Consider the following 17,262-nt stretch of genomic DNA (forward strand, 5'->3'; position numbering starts at 1 on the left):
TCGGGCGGGCACAATCCGCGCCCATGTTCCATGTCGTCCTTCATCAGCCGGAGATCCCTCCGAATACCGGCAATATCATGCGCATGTGCGCCAATTCCGGCGCCCGTCTGCACCTTGTCAAACCGCTCGGCTTTACGCTTGAGGAAAAGCAACTGATCCGTGCCGGCCTCGATTATCGGGACATGGCCGTGGTGACGGTGCATGAGGACTGGGCGACCTGCAAGGCCCTACTCGCGGGGCGGCGCTTCTTCGCACTGACGTCTCATGGGGGTCGCAACTATGCCGATGTGCCTTTCGAGGCGGAGGACGTGTTCGTCTTCGGCGCGGAGTCCCGTGGCTTGCCGCCGGAACTGCACGCGGAATTCACCAATGATCGCCGCCTACGCATTCCGATGCGTCCTGGCAACCGCAGTCTTAATCTCTCTAATGCAGCGGCGGTCGTTGTTTACGAAGCCTGGCGTCAGATGGGGTTTGCCGGCGGCGCCTGAGCGCGCCGGCATGCAGCGGATTATTCCTGCTTGGGGTCGCGGGCGAGCAACTGCTCCACCGCGTCACGTGCCGACAGGGTGCCGCGGAGGACTTGATCGACCGCGCTGGTGATCGGCATGTCCACGCCCAGGCGTTCGGACAGCGCGGCAACCTCGCGTGTCGTACTGACCCCTTCGGCTACATGCCCGAGCGCCACCAGGATGTCCGGCAGGCTCTTGCCTTCCGCCAGCAAGAGGCCTACGCGGCGGTTGCGTGACAGATCTCCGGTACAGGTGAGCACCAGGTCGCCCAGCCCGGCGAGGCCCATGAAGGTGTCACGGCGGCCACCGAGCGCGATGCCCAGGCGGGTAATCTCGGCGAGGCCGCGGGTGATCAACGCGGCCCGCGCATTGAGGCCGAAGCCCATGCCATCGGCCACGCCGGCGGCAATGGCCATCACGTTCTTGACCGCGCCACCCACTTCGGCGCCGATCACGTCGTCATTTGCATACAGGCGCAGGCGGTTGTCATGCAGGGCGTGGACCCAGTGGCGGGCGAATTCGATGTCGCCAGCCGCAATGGTCACGGCGGCGGGCAGGCCTTGGGCCACCTCCGCAGCAAAGCTCGGGCCGGTGAGTACACCGCTGGCCGCGTTGGCGCCCAGTTCCTCGGCGACGATCTGGTGGGGCAGCTTGGCGGTGCCGGCTTCGAGGCCCTTGCAGGCCCATAGCAGCGGCGTGCCGGGTGCGGCTGTCTGCAATGCGCGGGCCGTCGGACGCAGGCCCGCGAGGGGCGTGACCACCAGATGCAGGTCGGCCTGTGCGGCATCACGCAGGTTGTCCGACAGGCGCAGGCTGGCAGGCAGTGGAATGCCCGGCAGGTAGCGGCGGTTCTCGCCGTCGCTGCGCATGGCGGTGATTTCTGCGGCCTCGCGGCTCCACAGGACGACGTCGTGATTGCGGGAAAAGGCGAGGGCCAGGGCAGTGCCCCAGGCGCCGGCCCCAAAAACGGCTATGCGCATGGCGCTCAGAGTCCCCAGACTTGATTGGCTCGGACGAAGCCGACGGTGCCGTCCCGGTGCTTGACCTTAACCCAGCCGTCTGCCGGCTTGTCGGTGAGCTCGAGGACCACATCCTTGACGGCTTCGAAGGCGAGCGGTGCGGCGCTGTCCGGCTTTTGCCGGATGTCCGCGCGGGCTGCGGTGACGATGACCGTGCGCTTTTCGGACAGTTGGCGGCGCTCCAGCCACAGCATGCTGCCGGCGGGGTCGCGCACCTTCACCCAGCGATCGATGTTTACGACGGCTTCGACCGGGGTATAGCGCTGGATGACGAACATGGGCTTGCCCTGCTTGGACGGCGCATCGTAGAGGATGGCCGGTTCGGCGAGCGAGCGGAAGTCCGAGGCGCCGGCCTGCGCCGCCGCGAGGGCGAGGGGCAGGCCGAGCAGCGCCGCGGTGATGAGGCGCTGCGGCATCATTACTGGATGGGAACGTCGGTGCCGGATTGCTGGGCAGCCTGTTCGCGGTTCTGCTGGAACAGGGCTTCGAAGTTCACCGGGGCCAGGATCACGGGTTGGAAGCCGGCGCGGGACACGGCGTCGGACACCGCTTCGCGGGCGTAGGGGAAGAGGATGTTGGCGCAGCCGATCATCGTGATCGGCTCGAGATCTTCCTCCGGCACGTTGCGGATCTGGAAGATGCCGGCTTGGACCACTTCAACCAGGAATACGGTCTTCTCGGCGGGCAGCTGGGCAGTGACGGTGACGGTCAGGGCCACTTCGAAGATGCCTTCGTCCACTGCGTTGCTTTCGGTACGCAGCTGAACGTTGATCTGGGGGTTTTCACGCTCGAGGAAGATCTGCGGTGCGTTCGGCACTTCCAGCGACAGATCCTTGACGTAGAGCTTTTCGATGGAGAAAACGGGTTGTTGCGTGGTGTCGGACATGTTGATTTTTTCCGGTTGTGAAATGGTTTGTAAGTTGGAGCGCTGCAGAGCTCAGCCGGGCTCGCCTTGCAGCAGTGAGTCGAGCCGACCCTCGTGATCGAGGGCAAACAGGTCGTCACAGCCGCCTACGTGGTAGTCACCGATATAGATCTGTGGCACGGTGCGCCGTCCAGTGCGCTCCATCATCTCGTCGCGGCGGACCGGGTCGAGGTCGATGCGGACCTTCTCGATGTCGGTCACGCCCTTGCGGCGCAGCAGGCCTTCGGCGCGGACGCAATACGGGCACACTGCCGTGGCGTACATAAGGATTTTGGGTTGCATGGCGTTATTTCTTCTTCTTGCTGACCGGCATGCCGGCTTCGGTCCACGCGGCAATACCGCCTTCGAGGTTGAAGACCTGGCTGAAGCCGGCCTTGCGCAGTACGTCGCAAGCCGACGAGGAACGGCCACCGGTCTGGCAGTTGAGGATAACAGGCTTGTCCTTGAATTTTTCGAGATCAGCCAGGCGATTGGGCAGATCGCCGAGGGGAATGTGGCGTGCATTGAGCAGATGGCCACTGGCATACTCGGCCGCTTCACGGACATCGATCACGATGGCATCTTCGCGGTTGATCAGCTGGGTGGCCTGGGCTGGCGAAATGCCTCCACGGCCGCCACGCAGGGATGTGGCAAGAAGAAGACTGCCGCTGACGGCAGCGAGCGCAGCCCAGTACCAGTTGTGCTGGAGGAATTCCACTGAAAAGCTCCGGTTGGGATGAATTGGGGCGGTTTATTCGGCGTCGTCGCCGCAGAAGACTTCGCGCATCATCGCGATCAACTGCAGGGTACGGGGATCGCCGACCCGGTAGTAGACGCGGTTGGCGTCCTTGCGGGTCAGTAGAACGTCCTTGTCCCTGAGAATGGCGAGATGCTGGGAGATGTTGCTCTGAGAGGTGCCGACGGCCTCAACGATATCCTGCACGCAGACCTCTTCGCCGCCGATCACGCAGAGAATCTTGAGGCGGAGCGGATGGGAAATCGCCTTGAGGGCCCGGGCGGCCGTTTCGATGTGTTCCTGTTTGGCGATGAGGTCGATGGTGTTGGTTTTCACGAAGAGTCGAAGGTTTTACATACCTAATATTATAAAATAGCACTTTTTCGTACAGCGGTGCGGGCGGCAGGGACGAGACCCTGCAGGGCAGCGCGCGCTGCCGGGGAACCTTTCCGGTTTATACTCATCTCGATACGCAGAACAGCCTGTTCGCGGGATTGGATGGCGGTTGAACGGGGTTTCCCCGCGCCTGACGGAGACTTTATGCGCAGCAAACTGCAGCAAGCCGGCCTGGTATTCACGGGGCTGTGTGCCGGGATTATGATCAGCCTCAATTTCTCGGCGAATGCGGACAAGTCGGCGCTGGCGCCGCTGCCGGTAGAAGAGCTGCGCAATCTGGCGGATGTCTTCAATGCCATCAAGCAGGGTTATGTGGAACCGGTGGAAGACAAGAAGCTGATCACCTATGCGATCAGCGGCATGTTGTCCAACCTTGATCCGCACTCGTCCTACCTGGATGCGGAAGCTTTCAAAGACCTGCAGGTCGGCACGCAGGGTGAATTCGGAGGTCTCGGCATCGAGGTTGGCTCGGAGGACGGCTTCGTCAAGGTGATCTCGCCGATTGAGGATACGCCGGCTTTCCGTGCTGGTATCAAGGCGGGTGACCTGATCATCAAGCTCGACGATACGTCGGTGAAGGGCATGTCGTTGAACGATGCGGTCAAGCGCATGCGCGGCAAGCCCAAGACCAACATCGTTCTGACCATCGCACGCAAGGGCGAGGCCAAGCCTATCGTGGTGATTTTGACGCGGGAGGTCATCAAGGTCCAGAGCGTCAAGTCCAAGCTGGTCGAGCCTGGTTTTGGCTATGTGCGGGTTGTCCAGTTCCAGGAGCAGACCGCGCAGTCCCTGGTGCAGCATCTCGACCGGCTGGCGAAGCAGGGCAGCTTGAAGGGGCTGGTGCTCGATCTGCGTAACGATCCGGGCGGGCTGCTCAACAGCGCGGTCGGCGTGTCTGCGGCCTTCCTCCCGCCGCAGGCGCTAGTGGTATCAACGGACGGGCGTACCGACGACGCCAAGCGCAAGTACCTGGCGGTGCCGGACGACTACCTCCGCGGCTCCCGCGACGACTACATCAAGAATGTACCTGCGTCCATCAAGACCGTGCCGATGGTGGTGCTGGTCAATGGTGGCTCGGCATCCGCCTCTGAGATCGTGGCCGGTGCGCTGCAGGACCACAAGCGGGCGGTGGTGATGGGTACCCAGAGCTTCGGCAAGGGATCGGTGCAGACCATCCTGCCGCTCAACAACAATGCTGCCATCAAGCTGACGACGGCCCGTTACTTCACGCCCAGTGGCCGATCCATCCAGGCCAAGGGAATCGTGCCGGACATCGTCGTGGAAGAGACGCCGAACGGTTCGTCCCGCGATCATCTGCGTGAGGCGGACCTGGAGCGCCACCTTTCCAACGGCAAGGAACCGGAAGCCGCGAAGACGGAGGTGCTGGTAGCACCGAAGAAGGATGTTCCGGCCAAGGGGCGCGAAAAGGACAAGCCGAAGGAGGATGACGAGCTGAAACCGCCCTTCGAGATCGCGGGCAAGGATGATTACCAGTTGGCCCAGGCGGTGAATTTGCTCAAGGGATTGCAGATCCTCCAGAATAGCGGCAAGTGACCATCGTGCCGGAGGTTCGATCATGCGACGCGAGACTGCTTACAAGCTGGCCGGACGGAAGCATGGGAGCGCTTCGCCTCAGGCTCGCACCGGGCTCGTAAAGCGCCGGGAGATCCGCTTCAAGGATCTTCCCCCAGGCCAAGTTGAGCAGGCATCCCGCTCGCTTGGCGCGCTGGCGGGAGTCAAGGTCGAGGCTGGGCGCGATCCGTTGTCGTTGATCGTGCATTACAACGTCCTCGATTACACGCTCGAGCGCCTTGAAAATGCCTTGTCCGACGGGGGCTTTCATCTTGACCGCCCCTTGCTGGTCCGGCTGCACAGGGCTCTGGTCTATTACGTGGAGGAAACGCAGGTGCATAACCTGCGCTCTCCGGAACGGCTGATCAAGCAGTCCCATGAGGTTTACATCCACGCCTATGCGGCCCACCCGCATGGTGACCACGACGATACGCCGCCTGAGTTGCGCGATTTTAAATAAACCCCGGGGCGGCTGGCCCCGACTGCTTTTTTTCTTGATTCAAGCATGAACGACGAACAGCTGCTGCGCTATTCGCGCCACATCCTGCTTCCCCAGATCGGTATCGAGGGGCAGGACGCCATCGTTGCTGCCCGTGTGCTGGTCGTTGGTGCTGGTGGGCTGGGCTCCCCGGCCGCCATGTATCTTGCCGCTGCCGGGGTTGGAACCCTGGTGCTGGCAGATGGCGATACGGTCGATCTGACCAATCTGCAGCGGCAGATCCTGCACAGCCAGGAAGGGGTCGGGCGGCTCAAGGTGGAGTCCGGGCGCGACACGCTGGCGCGCCTGAATCCGGAAGTCCGCGTCCTGCCCATCGGTCGACGGCTGGAGGATGGCGAACTCGAGGCGGAGATCGCCGCGGCCGACGTGGTGCTCGACTGCTCTGACAACTTTGCCACCCGCCACGCCATTAACCGGGCCTGTGTGGTGCACCGCAAACCGCTGGTGTCGGGCGCGGCCGTGCGTTTCGATGGCCAGGTGTCGGTGTTCGACCTGCGCGCGGACGACAGCCCCTGTTACCACTGCCTGTTTCCCGAAGGCGAGGACGTGGAGGAGGTGCGTTGTGCGGTGATGGGCGTGTTCGCGCCGATTACCGGCATCGTTGGTGCCGTGCAGGCGGCGGAGGCGCTCAAGCTACTCGTGGGCTGTGGCGAAACGCTGACCGGTCGTTTGTTGCTGCTCGATGCGCTGGCGATGGACTGGCGGACGATTCGACTGGGACGGGATCCGGCCTGCGCGGTGTGTGCTTCACGCTGAGCGTTGGGCGTCGTTCCGTTTGAACAAGGCCTTGGCAAACTGTTGCAGGCCGAGTTTCTGTTGTGGCCAGAAAGCGTCGCGGGCAGCGATTTCCGCCGGAGTCTTTTCGTGGATGCCGGTCGGCGGGATCTCATCCCGCAGGTACAGGGTGCCGAACAGGACGTCCCATACTGGCAGCAGGATCGCGAAGTTGCAGCCATAGCGGAAACGCGGATCTGTGGGCAGGTCCAGCGCGTGATGCCAGCGGTGATAGCGCGGGCCGACGATCAGTTTTTCTCCGAGACGGCCGAATGTGAGGCGGGTGTTGGTGTGGGAAAGGTTCTCCACCAGCCGCAGGGCCATCAGTAGGCCGAGGAAGTGCCCCGGCGGAACGCCGATCAGCAGGGATAGGCAGGCGAACCAGAAGCCGGCGATCAGGTCGTCAAGCAGGTGATTGCGGGAGTCGGTCCACAAGGACATCTGCCGCTGGGAGTGATGGATGCCGTGCAAGGCCCACCACCAGCGCCAGGTGTGTGACAGGCGGTGGCGCCAATATTCGGCGAAGTCGAGAATCACCAGATAAATCAGGAAGCTGGCCAGCGGGTGGTGATCGAGGGCCGGCAGCCAGTCCTCCAGCTGGTTAGGAATGACGTCATGGAAGCGCATCCAGCGTTCCAATTCGCTGAAGCCTGGGGCAAGCAACAGGAAGACCACCAGCGGTATGACACCCAGGCGGTTGAGGAGCGCGTAGAGCACGTCCACCCGGACGGCACGTCGTTCGGCCCACTTTTCCGCCGGCCATAAGGCCTCCAATGGGCGGAGCAGCAAGAAGGCAGCACCGAGTTCGATGACGCCAAGCAGGACGAACTCAATACCGTCGAAGCCCATTTCTGCATAGCTCGCCAGGCCGATTGCGAACAGCAGTGGTTGTACCAAGGTGTCGAAAAGCCAGCCCTGCGCACCGATGAAGAGCTCGCTTAGCCAGTTCGTCATGGTGCACCGACTACGGTTGCGAAGCAGAAGCCGCGGGCCTTGAGCCCTGCGATCAACGGGTCCAGCATTGGTGCGAAGGGGTCCTTGCGTGACCAGATGCCCAGGTGGGCAAGCAGGATATCCCCGTCCCGAATGTTGGCGAGCGCCCGTTTGAGCAGGGCTTCGTTGGGATAGGTGCCGGACGGCAGTTCATCGCCGAGGAAGCCAGCCGGCGACCAGCCCACGTGACGATAGCCGCATTGCCTGGCGGCCTTCAGGGTGAGGGGTGTCGTGTGGCCACCAGGGGCACGCCAGATCGGATCGAGGTGGCGGCCGGTGAGTTCGGCGAAGCGCAGGTCGGGCTGCTTTACTTCCGCGCAGATCTGCGCGGGGTCCAACTTTTCGCGGCTCCCGTCCATCAACTGGTAGCTCACCTGACCGTCGTCCAGGTCCCGACGGAAGGCGCCATGACGCCAGGTGTGGCTGCCAAAGGCGTGGCCTTCGGCAACGCGCGCTTGCCAGTACGTTGCCCAGGATGCGTCGAGGGCCATGTCGCCGCGGTGAGTCTTTTCCTGGGCAACGAAGAAGGTTGCCTTGACGTGGTGCTTGCGCAGGATCTCGGCAATTGGCTCGGCGTAGCGCATGTTGCCGGTGTCCAGTGTGAGGTAGACCGTGCCCTTGCAGGCCGGCTCCACAGAGGTGGCGCAGGCTGCCAGCGGTGCAGCGCACAGCGTGAGGGCGAGCAGCAGGTGGCTTGGCGCACGCATCACTGCCTCGCCGCGTGCTTCAGGAAGAACACGCCATGGGGCGAGCGCCCGACGGGAATGGAGCGCGCTACCGCCTTCTGCTGTAGATCCAGCACCTGTACCTTGCGGGCGAAGCGCGCGGTGGCCCACAGCTCCTTGCCGTCCGCACGGATCTCCATGTCGTCGGGGCCGCCGGGAACGTTGTATTGTTCGACCTCGCTGAGCGTCTGGGTGTCCACCAGGGAAATGCTGCCCTTCATGCTGCGGTTAGATACGAAGACATGGCGCCCGTCACCGCGGGCCAGGAAGTTGTGGGCCGCCTTGTCTGTGGTGATCTTCTTGACAGTCTTGCGCGTCCGCCAGTCGATGACCTCCACGTAATCGGCGCCCATGATCGCCACCAGCAGGTACTTGTCGTCAGGCGTCATGTAAATGCCGGCTGGAGTCGGGCCTACGCTCATTTTCCAGGCGGGCTGCTGGGTCCTGAGGTCGATGGCGAGAATCTCGTCGGACTCCTGCAGCGTAATGAAGACGTAGTGGCTGGCCTTGTCGAAGGCCATGTGCGACGGTGTCTTGGCGGCAGGGATACGGGCGACCAAGGAAAAGTCAGCGGCCTTGTAGAGATCGACCCGATCCAGGCGCAGTGAGTTGGCGATGAACCACTTCCTGTCTGGCGAGAAGCCGAGTTGGTAGGGGTCGGAAATGTTTTTGACGCGCTTTTGCTCCTGCCCTGTGCGGGGGTCGAAGAAGACCAGTTCATTGGAGATCGCGCAGGCAACGATTACCGCGCTGTCGTCCGGCGTCGCCATCAGGTGGTGGGGTTCCTTGCAGGCTGGGATGCGGCCGGTTTCCTTGTAGCTGGAGGTGTCGATCAGGCTGATGTTTTCATCCCCTGAGTTGAGGACGATGGCCGTTTCTGCGCAGGCGGACACCGCCAGGCAGGCAAGGGCGACGGAGCCGATCAGGTGCGCGGGCTTCATGGTGGTGGTCGTGTTGCGGATATAGGCACTCAACGGCCAGCGCAGGGCGCGCGTTGACCGTGCTAAGCAGGGGCTCCTCCCCCGGGATTCAGGGGAAATGCGGGGGCTGCCTTAGCAGGGGCGGGCGATGATTCGCAGGTCGCGGCCGATCTGGCGGACGTCGCGGAAGGCCAGCTCGCGTTTGTCGGCCAGACTGCTTAGCTCGGGCAGGTTGAACAGGCCGCGTGCGTCGTCGCCGGCAAGGGCAGGTGCGAGATAGAGGATCAGTTCGTCCACGCAGCCTTCCCGTAGCAGGGAGCCGTTCAGCTTGAAGCCGCTCTCCGCCAACACTTCGTTGATACCGCGCCGGCCGAGTTCGGTCATCAGGGCGGGCAGGTCCACCTTGCCGCCGTTGTTTGGCAGGATCAGAACTTCTGCCCCGCGGCGTTGAAGTGCGGAGATGCGCTCGGCGTCCTCGACGGCGCCCGCTACCAGCACGCGGCCTCCGTCGAGGATCTTGGCGTTGAGCGGTGTTTCCAGGCGTGCGTCTACGACGATGCGCAACGGCTGCCGTTCGGTGGGAATGGCGCGGACGTTGAGTTGCGGATCGTCGTCGCGCACGGTGCCGATGCCGGTGAGCACCGCACAGGAGCGGGCACGCCAGCGATGTGCGTCGCGGCGCGCATCGTCGCCGGTGATCCATTGGGAAACGCCGTTGTTCAGGGCGGTTTTGCCGTCCAGCGTGGCAGCCGCCTTCAGGCGCAGCCACGGGCGACCGCGAGTCATGCGCGAGATGAAGCCGATGTTGAGTTCGCGGGCCTCGTTTTCCTGCACGCCGGCGAGGGCTTCGATGCCGGCGTCGCTCAGGCGGGCCATTCCACGCCCTGCGACCAGGGGGTTCGGATCTTCCATCGCCGCGACGACGCGGGCCACGCCGGCCTTGACCAGCGCGTCGGCGCAGGGGGGCGTGCGGCCATGATGGGAGCAGGGTTCCAGCGTCACGTAGGCGGTGGCGCCGCGGGCCTTTTCTCCAGCCATAGCGAGGGCGTGTACTTCAGCGTGGGGCTCGCCAGCGCGAACGTGCCAGCCTTCGCCAACGATCGCGCCATCACGCACGATGACGCAGCCGACGCGGGGGTTCGGGGTGGTCGTGAACAGTCCGCGCTCGGCCAGCTCGAGGGCGCGGGCCATCCACCGGTAGTCGTCGGCGGTGGCACTCATGGCGGTGGAACCTTCAGGAAACCTTGGGGGGGCGGCCACGGGGCCGGGAGGTGACTTCGCGGATGACTTCCGAGAATTCGTCCACGTCGGCAAAGGCGCGGTAGACCGATGCGAAGCGGATGTAGGCGACCTTGTCGAGCTTTTTGAGTTCGCGCATCACCAGCTCGCCGATGCGCTCGGAGGCGATCTCGCGTTCGCCGGAGGACAGGAGCTTGGCCTCGATGCGGTCGACAGCGGCTTCGACGTTCTCGGCGGTGACGGGCCGCTTGCGCAGCGCAAGTTTCAGGCTGCCGAGAAGCTTGTCGCGGTTGAAGTCGGCACGGCTGCCGTTCTTCTTGACCACCTGCGGCATCTTGAGGTCGATGCGTTCGTAGGTGGTGAAGCGCTTGTCGCAGGACAGGCAGCGACGGCGGCGCCGTACGGTGTCACCGTCCTCGTTCTCACGGGTGTCGGTGACCTGCGTATTGTCGGCGCCGCAGAAGGGGCAATGCATGGGCTAATGCGCGTCCCTGTCGCTGGTGCTGCTTAGGCGCCGTATACCGGGAACTTGCGGCAAAGCTCGGAAACCTTGGCGCGCACGTTCTCGATGGTGGCTTCGTCCTTCGGATTGTCGAGCACGTCGGCAATCAGGTGGGCGATGCGCTCGGCTTCGATCTCGGTGAAGCCGCGGGTGGTCATCGCCGGCGAGCCGATACGGATGCCGGAGGTGACGAAGGGCTTCTGCGGATCGTTGGGGATCGAGTTCTTGTTGACGGTGATGTGGGCGCTGCCGAGGACGGCTTCGGCTTCCTTGCCGGTGATGTTCTTGGACTGGAGGTCCACCAGGAACACGTGGCTTTCGGTGCGGCCGGAGATGATGCGCAGGCCACGTTCTTCACCGAGGACGCGGGCCATCACGCGGGCGTTGGCGATGACCTGTTCCTGGTACTGCTTGAACTCGGGGCTGGCGGCTTCCTTGAAGGCGACAGCCTTGGCGGCGATGACGTGCATCAGCGGGCCACCCTGCAGGCCCGGGAAGATGGCGGAGTTGATCGCCTTCTCGTGCTCGGCCTTCATCAGGATGATGCCGCCGCGCGGGCCGCGCAGGGTCTTGTGCGTGGTCGAGGTGACGACGTCGGCATGCGGCACCGGGTTCGGGTAGAAACCGGCGGCGATCAGGCCGGCGTAGTGGGCCATGTCGACCCAGAAAATGGCGCCGACTTCCTTGGCGATCTTGGCGAAGCGCTCGAAATCGATGCGCAGGGCGTACGCAGACGCACCGGCCACGATGATCTTCGGCTTGTGCTCGCGGGCCAGGGCTTCCATCTTGTCGTAGTCGATCTCTTCCTGCTCATTGAGACCGTAGGAGACGACATTGAACCACTTGCCGGACATGTTCAGCGGCATGCCGTGGGTCAGGTGGCCGCCTTCGGCGAGGCTCATGCCCATGATGGTGTCGCCGGGCTTGGCGAAGGCCATCAGGACGGCCTGGTTGGCCTGGGAGCCGGAGTTCGGCTGGACGTTGGCGGCTTCGGCGCCGAACAGGGCCTTCAGGCGGTCGATGGCCAGCTGCTCGGCCACGTCCACGTGTTCACAGCCACCGTAGTAACGCTTGCCCGGATAACCTTCCGCGTACTTGTTGGTGAGCTGGGAGCCCTGGGCTTCCATGACAGCTGCACTGACGTAGTTCTCGGAGGCGATCAGTTCGATGTGATCTTCCTGACGGCGGTTTTCGGCCTCAATGGCCTGCCAGAGTTCGGGGTCGACCTTGGCGAGGGTATTTTGCTTGGAAAACATGGCGATCCAGGTGGGCTTGAGTCAAAAACGGAGTTTAACACGGCACCTCGGGCTTGCCGAAAGCTGCCGTGCTCGTAAAAGCGATGAAAGGCCTCAGACGCGGAAGTGACCGACCTTGGTTTCGAGGTCGGCGACCAGTTGTTCGAGGGTTGTTGTCTGCTCGTGGGTGCGGCGGGTGATCTGGTTGTTCTGCGCCGCCATCTGCGCGATGCGTTCGACACCTTGGGCCACGTCCTGGCTGGATGTGCTCTGGGCGCGCGTGGTGTCGGCGATGTCGTTGACCGCGGCGGTGGTACGGACACTCTCGCTGCGGATCGTCTCCAGCATGGCGCCGGATTCGGTGGCGAGGCCGACCCCGTCGCGCACCCCTTTGGTAACGCCCTGGATCATGGTGACAACGCGCTGGGCTTCGCTCTGTACCTCGGTCACGGTGGCCGAGATCTCGCGGGTTGAGTTGGCGGTGCGCTCGGCCAGCTTGCGAACCTCGTCGGCCACCACCGCGAAGCCACGGCCGCTTTCGCCGGCACGGGCCGCTTCGATGGCGGCGTTGAGGGCGAGCAAGTTGGTCTGCTCGGCGATCTCGTTGATCAGCTTGCCGATGTTGGAGATCTGCGCCGAGTGCTCGGAGAGTTGTCGGACCGCCACGGCCGCCTCGTCGATTTCGCCGGCGATCCGCCCCATGCCGTCGATGACGCTGCGCACGCGGCCGCTTCCTTCGTCCGCGTGGACCTGGGCCTGCTGGGTCATGTCGCGGGCGAGGGCCGCGCTGTCGGAAACGTGGGTGACGCTGACGGCGAGCTCTTCGATGGCGGTGGCGAGGCCAGCTGCAGCTTCGCTCTGGGCTGCGGTGCTATTCACCACTTCATCCGAGCCCTGGCGTACGGCACGGGCGGCGTCGCGGACCGAATTGCCGGTGCGCATCACGTCGCCGATCAGCGTGCCGATCTGGCGCGTGGTGGTGTCGAGGGAGTGGGCGATCAGATCTAGCTCGTTGCGGCTGTCGGCCGGGGCTTCGGGAAAGCGCACGGTCAGATCGCCGTGGCCGATGCGCCGGGTTGCTTCGAGCAATGCGTGGATGGGGGCGAGGCGGTTGCGGGTGATGAAGTACAGCACCACCGCTAGCAGGATCGCGCCGCCGATGCACAGTGCGATCAGGGTGTTGCGCAGATGGCGGGCTTCGACGGTGAATTCGTCGATGAAGCTGCCGGTGGCGACGATCCAGCCCCACGAGGGGGCTGTTTCGAAGACCACCATCTTCGGGTCGGTCTCGGGCCCGCCCGGGGTGCGTGACCACTTGTAGGTCATCGCGCCCTGTTTGCGGCCGATTTGTTCCTCGACAATCCGGGTCAGGGACGGGTTGTTGATCTCGCCGATCTGGCGGCCGCCGAGGCTGGGGTGATAGACCAGTTCGCTCTTCGCCGTTTCTTCGGCCGGGGCCAGTACATAAGCGTAGCCGGTGCTGCCGGACTTGATCTCGGCGAGGGCCTTGAAAAGGCGATCCATGTCGCCGCTGATGTCCACGCGGGTGGACAGGGCGCCGACGACCTTGCCGGAGGCGTCGGTCAGTGGCTCGATCGCCGAGATGTAGTATTTGCCGTTGCGCTTGACCACGCCGGCATAGCTCTTGCCCGCCAGCAGGGCTGTGCTTTCCTTGCTGTTGCGGGGCAGTGTGCTGCCTTCGGCGCTGCTGCCATCCTTGTTCTTCAGCAGCGTGGCGGCGCGCACGAAATCGTCACCGGAGCGTAGCAGCAGCGCCGGGTCGGCGTCGATCTGCTGGCGCAGGGATTCCAGTAGCGCTGTGTTGCCGTTGAGGCTGCGCTCGCCGGTGTGCACCAGTGGCACCTCGTAGCTGCCAGCCTTGGTGGTTTCCGGGCCGATGCGCAGCGTGCCGAGGGCCGTCTTGAGCCGACTGGCACCCCGGCCAGCGTGAGCGATCGCGTTGCCGTGGCTCAGTTCGAGCATGCGGACGATGCCCGTCACCTGATGGGTGAGTTCGTCCTCTGTCTTGGCCAGCGCCGCGTCCTCAGCGAAGTAGGTCGTGAAGGCGATCAGGGCGCCGAATATGACCAGACTGACCAGCGCCGCGGCGAGGGCTAGCTGGTGGACGAGGGACTGCCGGTTGAATTTCAGCATGACGGGACTCCTGCCGGTTCGCGCCCCGGACGGGCTGCGTGCTCGTCCGAGGCATCGGCGGGGCCCCGGGAAACTTTAGGGTTTCCGGATGATGAAGTGCTAAATCAGGCGTTGTTAAGCTCGTCCAGCGCACTGTCCAGGTGGCGCTGCTCGCCCCAGGAGATCAGCGACCAGTTGTCACCGTCGTGGCCGATCCAGTTGAGGGCGGCGTTGGGGATCGTGAAGTCCCGCGGGGTTTCCAGCGGCTTGCCGGCGGCCAGGCGGTGGGCAATGTCGAGCACGCCGCCGTGGGTGACGACCAGCACCGTGCCGCCCCGGTGGGCGTCGGCGATGGCGCTGAGCTTGTCGTGGATGCGGCGGGCGAATTCCCGCAGGCTCTCGCCGCCCTCGGGGAAGGCGAAGTCCGGGTCACGGGTTTCGAAGCGGTGGTATTCGGCGGGGAAACGCTCGCGGGCTTCGTCGTAGGTCAGGGCCTGGAAGATGCCGTAATGGCGCTCGCGCAGTCCGGCGTCGAGGGTCAGGCTGAGGCCGTTGTGGGTCGTAACGGCTTCGGCGGTCTGGCGGGCGCGGGTCAGGTCGGAGCTGTAGGCGGCGTCGAAGCGCTCGCCGGCCAGGCTGGCGGCGGTGGCCTTGGCCTGGATCAGGCCGTGATCGTTGAGGGGGATGTCGATGTGGCCCTGAAGGCGGCGCTCGGTGTTCCAGGGCGTCTCCCCGTGGCGAACCAAGCAGATACGTGTAGACATTGCTGCGGTGCAGGGTAGGGTGAAGGGAAACCCAAGTATCTCACGTCGCGGAAGGGTGTTGCGCCGCACTGTCGGCAGGTGGGAGGTGAATCGCGTGCTGCCAGAGCGTGAGTGCGGCGCCAATCTCGCCGATAATCCGGAGCCAAAGAACATCGGCAGGGCCCCGCGGGGCATGCCTTCCATACGTTAAAGGAGACGCGGGACGTGCACGCCCTGCTCAAGATTTCAGGCCTGATCGACGCCATCACGGAGCGCGTAGGCAAGGCCGCGACCTGGCTGGTGCTGGCCGTCACCCTCATCAGCGCGGGCAATGCCTTCGTGCGCTACCTGTTCAACTTCAGTTCAAATGGCCTGCTGGAGATCCAGTGGTATCTGTTCTCGGCGGTTTTCCTGTTGTGCGGGGGCTATACGCTGCTGAAGAACGAGCATGTGCGCATCGACGTGGTGGCCGGACGCTTTTCGCCGCAGACACAGGCGTGGATCGATATCGTCGGGACGCTGTTCTTTCTGGCGCCGATGGCCATCGCGGTGCTCTATCTGTCATGGCCGATCTTCGTGGACTCCTACCGGGCTGGCGAGCACTCATCGAACGCAGGCGGGCTGCTGGTGTGGCCGGTGAGGGCGCTGGTGCCGGCAGGCTTTGCGCTGCTGGTGCTGCAGGGCGTCTCCGAGCTCATCAAGCGGGCGGCCTTTCTGCAAGGGCTGATCGGTGATCCGAATGCCAAGCCGCAGGCTTCCACGCCCGAGAGCGAACTGGCGCGGGTCATCGAGGCGCAGCGTGGGGGGCGGAGCTGATGGCCTTCATCGCTGCCAACATGGCGCCGCTGATGTTCGGGGTGCTGATAGTGTTCCTGCTGTTCGGCTACCCCGTAGCCTTTGCGCTGGCCGCCAACGGGATTGTCTTCGGCTTGCTGGGGATTGAACTCGGGCTGCTCACGCCGTCCCTGTTCCAGGCGTTGCCGGACCGGATTTTCGGGGTGATGTCCAACGACACCTTGCTGGCGATCCCGTTCTTCACCTTCATGGGCCTGATTCTCGAGCGCTCGGGCATGGCCGAGGACTTGCTCGACACCATTGGCCAGCTGTTCGGGCCAGTGCGCGGCGGGCTGGCCTTCGCGGTGATCTTCGTCGGCGCGATCCTCGCCGCAACGACCGGCGTGGTGGCGGCCTCGGTAATCTCGATGGGGCTGATCTCCCTGCCGATCATGATGCGCTATGGCTACGACGGGCGCCTGGCATCCGGAGTGATCGCCGCGTCGGGCACGCTGGCCCAGATCATCCCGCCATCCCTGGTGCTGATCGTGATGGCCGACCAGCTCGGCCGCCCGGTGGGGGACATGTACCAGGGAGCGCTGATTCCGGGTTTGCTGCTGACGGCCTTCTATGCAGTCTATGTGGCGCTGGTGGCGATTGTCCGACCCAGCCACGCGCCGGCCCTGCCGGCGGAGGCACGCACCCTGCACGGCACGCGTCTGCTGCTGCGGGTGCTCACCACCCTGGTGCCGCCACTGCTGCTTATCTTCCTGGTGCTCGGCACGATCTTCCTCGGCGTCGCCACGCCGACCGAGGGTGGTGCGATGGGGGCCTTCGGGGCGCTGGTGCTGGCCGTGCTGCGGCGGCGTCTCGGCCTCTCGCTGCTGCGCCAGGCGATGGAGAGCACCGCCAAGCTGACCACCTTCGTGGTTTTCATCCTGATTGGCGCGCGGGTGTTCTCCCTGACCTTTTACGGAGTGGAGGGACACCTGTGGGTCGAGCACCTGCTGACGGCCCTTCCGGGCGGGCAGGTCGGCTTCCTGGTGGCGGTGAACCTGCTGATTTTCTTCCTGGCCTTCTTCCTGGACTTCTTCGAGCTGTCCTTCATCATCGTCCCGTTGCTGGCGCCGGTGGCGGAGAAGCTGGGCATCGACCTGATCTGGTTCGGCGTGCTGCTGGGGGTGAACATGCAGACTTCATTCATGCACCCACCTTTCGGCTTCGCGCTGTTCTTCCTGCGTTCCGTTGCGCCGCCGTCGATCAGAACCGCACAGATCTACTGGGGAGCCGTGCCTTTCGTGCTGATCCAGATCCTGATGGTGGCCATCGTCATCCTGTTCCCGCAGCTGGTGACGATGGGGCTGGAGAAACATGAGAAGGTCGATACCGAGAAGATCGAGATCATCGTGCCAGCCGACGGCATGCCGGGCGATGAGCCCGTACAGTTCGACGATGCCCCGGCGGAGCAGGACGGGGTTCCGGCGGACGACCAGGAAGCCGTCCGGGCGATCGAGAAGGCCTTGCGCGGCGAGCTGAAGTAGCCGCGATTAATGGCCTTGAAAACGACAACGGCGCCCGCGGGCGCCGTT

Annotated in this window: 20 protein-coding genes; 6 read left to right on the forward strand and 14 right to left on the reverse strand. The window is 64.2% G+C overall.

Annotated features, from left to right (window positions below; genetic code table 11):
• Nucleotides 1–23: 23 nt before the first annotated feature.
• Nucleotides 24–488 (forward strand): tRNA (cytidine(34)-2'-O)-methyltransferase, encoded by a 465-nt coding sequence (locus ACE3RX_RS02020; protein WP_374479756.1) that lies wholly within the window; start codon nt 24–26, stop codon nt 486–488.
• Between the two features lie 20 nt (nt 489–508).
• Here the strand turns inward: ACE3RX_RS02020 and ACE3RX_RS02025 are convergent, their stop codons facing one another.
• From ACE3RX_RS02025 to ACE3RX_RS02050, 6 genes are read right to left on the reverse strand one after another with little or no spacing between them, the layout of a single operon-like run.
• The gene (locus ACE3RX_RS02025; protein WP_374479758.1) at nt 509–1,489 is read right to left on the reverse strand and encodes an NAD(P)H-dependent glycerol-3-phosphate dehydrogenase; all 981 of its coding nucleotides are present in this window, start codon (nt 1,487–1,489) and stop codon (nt 509–511) included.
• Between the two features lie 5 nt (nt 1,490–1,494).
• Nucleotides 1,495–1,947 carry an SH3 domain-containing protein gene (locus tag ACE3RX_RS02030; RefSeq protein ID WP_374479760.1) on the reverse strand — a complete coding sequence of 151 codons (453 nt, stop codon included), beginning with the start codon at nt 1,945–1,947 and terminating at the stop codon, nt 1,495–1,497.
• Nucleotides 1,947–2,414 carry a protein-export chaperone SecB gene (secB, locus tag ACE3RX_RS02035; RefSeq protein WP_374479762.1) on the reverse strand — a complete coding sequence of 156 codons (468 nt, stop codon included), beginning with the start codon at nt 2,412–2,414 and terminating at the stop codon, nt 1,947–1,949. The genes ACE3RX_RS02030 and secB overlap by 1 nt, the downstream gene beginning before the upstream one ends.
• A 51-nt stretch (nt 2,415–2,465) precedes the next feature.
• Nucleotides 2,466–2,735, reverse strand: a complete 270-nt coding sequence (gene grxC / locus ACE3RX_RS02040; RefSeq protein ID WP_374479764.1) for a glutaredoxin 3 — start codon at nt 2,733–2,735, stop codon at nt 2,466–2,468.
• A 4-nt stretch (nt 2,736–2,739) separates the two neighbouring features.
• A complete protein-coding gene (locus tag ACE3RX_RS02045) occupies nt 2,740–3,150 on the reverse strand; it encodes a rhodanese-like domain-containing protein (protein ID WP_374479766.1) in 411 nt (136 codons plus the stop codon).
• A gap of 33 nt (nt 3,151–3,183) precedes the next feature.
• The gene (locus ACE3RX_RS02050; protein WP_374479768.1) at nt 3,184–3,504 is read right to left on the reverse strand and encodes an ArsR/SmtB family transcription factor; all 321 of its coding nucleotides are present in this window, start codon (nt 3,502–3,504) and stop codon (nt 3,184–3,186) included.
• A 204-nt stretch (nt 3,505–3,708) separates the two neighbouring features.
• Between ACE3RX_RS02050 and ACE3RX_RS02055 the strand changes: the two genes are divergently transcribed.
• From ACE3RX_RS02055 to ACE3RX_RS02065, 3 genes are read left to right on the forward strand one after another with little or no spacing between them, the layout of a single operon-like run.
• Nucleotides 3,709–5,118, forward strand: a complete 1,410-nt coding sequence (locus ACE3RX_RS02055) for a S41 family peptidase (RefSeq protein ID WP_374479770.1) — start codon at nt 3,709–3,711, stop codon at nt 5,116–5,118.
• 22 nt (nt 5,119–5,140) lie between these two features.
• The gene (locus ACE3RX_RS02060; protein ID WP_374479772.1) at nt 5,141–5,596 is read left to right on the forward strand and encodes a hypothetical protein; all 456 of its coding nucleotides are present in this window, start codon (nt 5,141–5,143) and stop codon (nt 5,594–5,596) included.
• Nucleotides 5,597–5,641: 45 nt separating this feature from the next.
• Complete coding sequence (locus ACE3RX_RS02065) at nt 5,642–6,391, forward strand: ThiF family adenylyltransferase (RefSeq protein WP_374479774.1); 750 nt, start codon at nt 5,642–5,644, stop codon at nt 6,389–6,391.
• Here ACE3RX_RS02065 and ACE3RX_RS02070 read toward each other — a convergent pair.
• The 8 genes from ACE3RX_RS02070 to ACE3RX_RS02105 form a co-directional block, all read right to left on the reverse strand.
• The gene (locus ACE3RX_RS02070) at nt 6,383–7,363 is read right to left on the reverse strand and encodes a sterol desaturase family protein (RefSeq protein ID WP_374479776.1); all 981 of its coding nucleotides are present in this window, start codon (nt 7,361–7,363) and stop codon (nt 6,383–6,385) included. The genes ACE3RX_RS02065 and ACE3RX_RS02070 overlap by 9 nt on opposite strands.
• A complete protein-coding gene (locus ACE3RX_RS02075) occupies nt 7,360–8,109 on the reverse strand; it encodes a polysaccharide deacetylase family protein (RefSeq protein ID WP_374479778.1) in 750 nt (249 codons plus the stop codon). Before ACE3RX_RS02075 ends, ACE3RX_RS02070 begins: the two co-directional genes overlap by 4 nt.
• The gene (locus tag ACE3RX_RS02080; protein ID WP_374479780.1) at nt 8,109–9,068 is read right to left on the reverse strand and encodes a cytochrome D1 domain-containing protein; all 960 of its coding nucleotides are present in this window, start codon (nt 9,066–9,068) and stop codon (nt 8,109–8,111) included. The genes ACE3RX_RS02075 and ACE3RX_RS02080 overlap by 1 nt, the downstream gene beginning before the upstream one ends.
• Before the next feature lie 111 nt (nt 9,069–9,179).
• Nucleotides 9,180–10,268 carry a bifunctional diaminohydroxyphosphoribosylaminopyrimidine deaminase/5-amino-6-(5-phosphoribosylamino)uracil reductase RibD gene (ribD, locus tag ACE3RX_RS02085; RefSeq protein WP_374479782.1) on the reverse strand — a complete coding sequence of 363 codons (1,089 nt, stop codon included), beginning with the start codon at nt 10,266–10,268 and terminating at the stop codon, nt 9,180–9,182.
• A 13-nt stretch (nt 10,269–10,281) separates the two neighbouring features.
• Nucleotides 10,282–10,761, reverse strand: coding sequence for a transcriptional regulator NrdR (gene nrdR / locus ACE3RX_RS02090; protein WP_079435855.1), 480 nt, complete (start codon nt 10,759–10,761; stop codon nt 10,282–10,284).
• 32 nt (nt 10,762–10,793) lie between these two features.
• Nucleotides 10,794–12,044 (reverse strand): serine hydroxymethyltransferase, encoded by a 1,251-nt coding sequence (glyA, locus tag ACE3RX_RS02095; RefSeq protein ID WP_374479784.1) that lies wholly within the window; start codon nt 12,042–12,044, stop codon nt 10,794–10,796.
• 93 nt (nt 12,045–12,137) lie between these two features.
• Nucleotides 12,138–14,177: a methyl-accepting chemotaxis protein gene (locus tag ACE3RX_RS02100; protein WP_374479786.1), complete on the reverse strand. Its 2,040-nt coding sequence runs from the start codon at nt 14,175–14,177 to the stop codon at nt 12,138–12,140.
• 104 nt (nt 14,178–14,281) lie between these two features.
• Nucleotides 14,282–14,920, reverse strand: a complete 639-nt coding sequence (locus tag ACE3RX_RS02105; RefSeq protein ID WP_374479788.1) for a histidine phosphatase family protein — start codon at nt 14,918–14,920, stop codon at nt 14,282–14,284.
• Between the two features lie 204 nt (nt 14,921–15,124).
• Here ACE3RX_RS02105 and ACE3RX_RS02110 point away from each other — a divergent pair, with 204 nt between their 5' ends.
• Both ACE3RX_RS02110 and ACE3RX_RS02115 read left to right on the forward strand, forming a co-directional pair.
• Nucleotides 15,125–15,715, forward strand: coding sequence for a TRAP transporter small permease subunit (locus ACE3RX_RS02110; RefSeq protein ID WP_374479790.1), 591 nt, complete (start codon nt 15,125–15,127; stop codon nt 15,713–15,715).
• A complete protein-coding gene (locus ACE3RX_RS02115; protein WP_374479912.1) occupies nt 15,712–17,214 on the forward strand; it encodes a TRAP transporter large permease subunit in 1,503 nt (500 codons plus the stop codon). The genes ACE3RX_RS02110 and ACE3RX_RS02115 overlap by 4 nt, the downstream gene beginning before the upstream one ends.
• Nucleotides 17,215–17,262 lie beyond the last annotated feature (48 nt).

Source organism: Zoogloea sp., assembly GCF_041914405.1.
Taxonomy (GTDB): Bacteria; Pseudomonadota; Gammaproteobacteria; order Burkholderiales; family Rhodocyclaceae; genus Zoogloea.